This is a genomic window from Nocardia thraciensis (assembly GCF_054782435.1).
Window position 1 is genome coordinate 1 of the sequence record NZ_BAAGSM010000003.1, and the last position, 834, is coordinate 834.

Consider the following 834-nt stretch of genomic DNA (forward strand, 5'->3'; position numbering starts at 1 on the left):
ACAACCACCACGCCGACCGGCGCTGGTCTGACACCGAAGCCGGTCCCTTACTCGTGACGGTTCAGACCTGTGCGCAGCGCACGGTGAGTTTCTGGGAGAGCCGACCCGAGGCGAACGTGAGCCTCGGCTTCCAATCGCACCTGGACAGGCTTCTAACCAACGCGGACCATGGGGCAAAGAGGCGTTTCTACGAATTGACGGGAGACCCGGACGTGAACCGGAGAGACTTCCTGGCCTCGACTGCGGCAGTAGTTGGTATGTCGGCCCTGCGGGGTGAGGACACCCCAGTCGTGAGCGCTGATGCGATCGAGCACCTACGAACCACCGTCCATTCGGCGGTCCAGCTGGACGACAAGCTCGGCTCCACTGCGGCGCGCCCTATCATCGAAGCGCAGGCCCAGACGTGTACCGCCTTGCTTCGTGACTGCCCCGAGAGTTTGAAACCCGCGCTGCAATCGCTGACCGGCGAAGCCACCGCGAGCACCGCTTGGGCGGTGTGGGACCAAGGCGACGTGCAGCGGGGAGACCAGTTGTTCCAACTGGCCTACCGGCATGCGGAGGCGGCAGGAGACACCAACGTCGCGACCGGAATCCTCTGTTACCGAACCAAACTGGCCGTCGCAACGCATCAATATTCGCGAGCCGCCGATCTGGCCGACGCGATGCTGGTGATACCCGTCGATGACGGCCGGGTCGTCGACTTCCGAAGGCTTTGCGCGGCAAAGGCTTTCGCAACCGTAGGCAGAAACCACGATGCGTGGGCGCAATTGGATGTCGGCTGCCAGGAGGAAGGGACCACTTCGGAGCCGTTTTTGCCATGAGCATGGGACCACC

Annotated in this window: 1 protein-coding gene; it reads left to right on the top strand. The window is 63.3% G+C overall.

Annotation, left to right across the window (positions count from 1 at the left end; genetic code table 11):
* The coding region (locus ACYVLQ_RS00705; protein ID WP_460695371.1) for a hypothetical protein at positions 1–821 on the top strand (821 nt) is incomplete at its 5' end.
* Positions 822–834 lie beyond the last annotated feature (13 nt).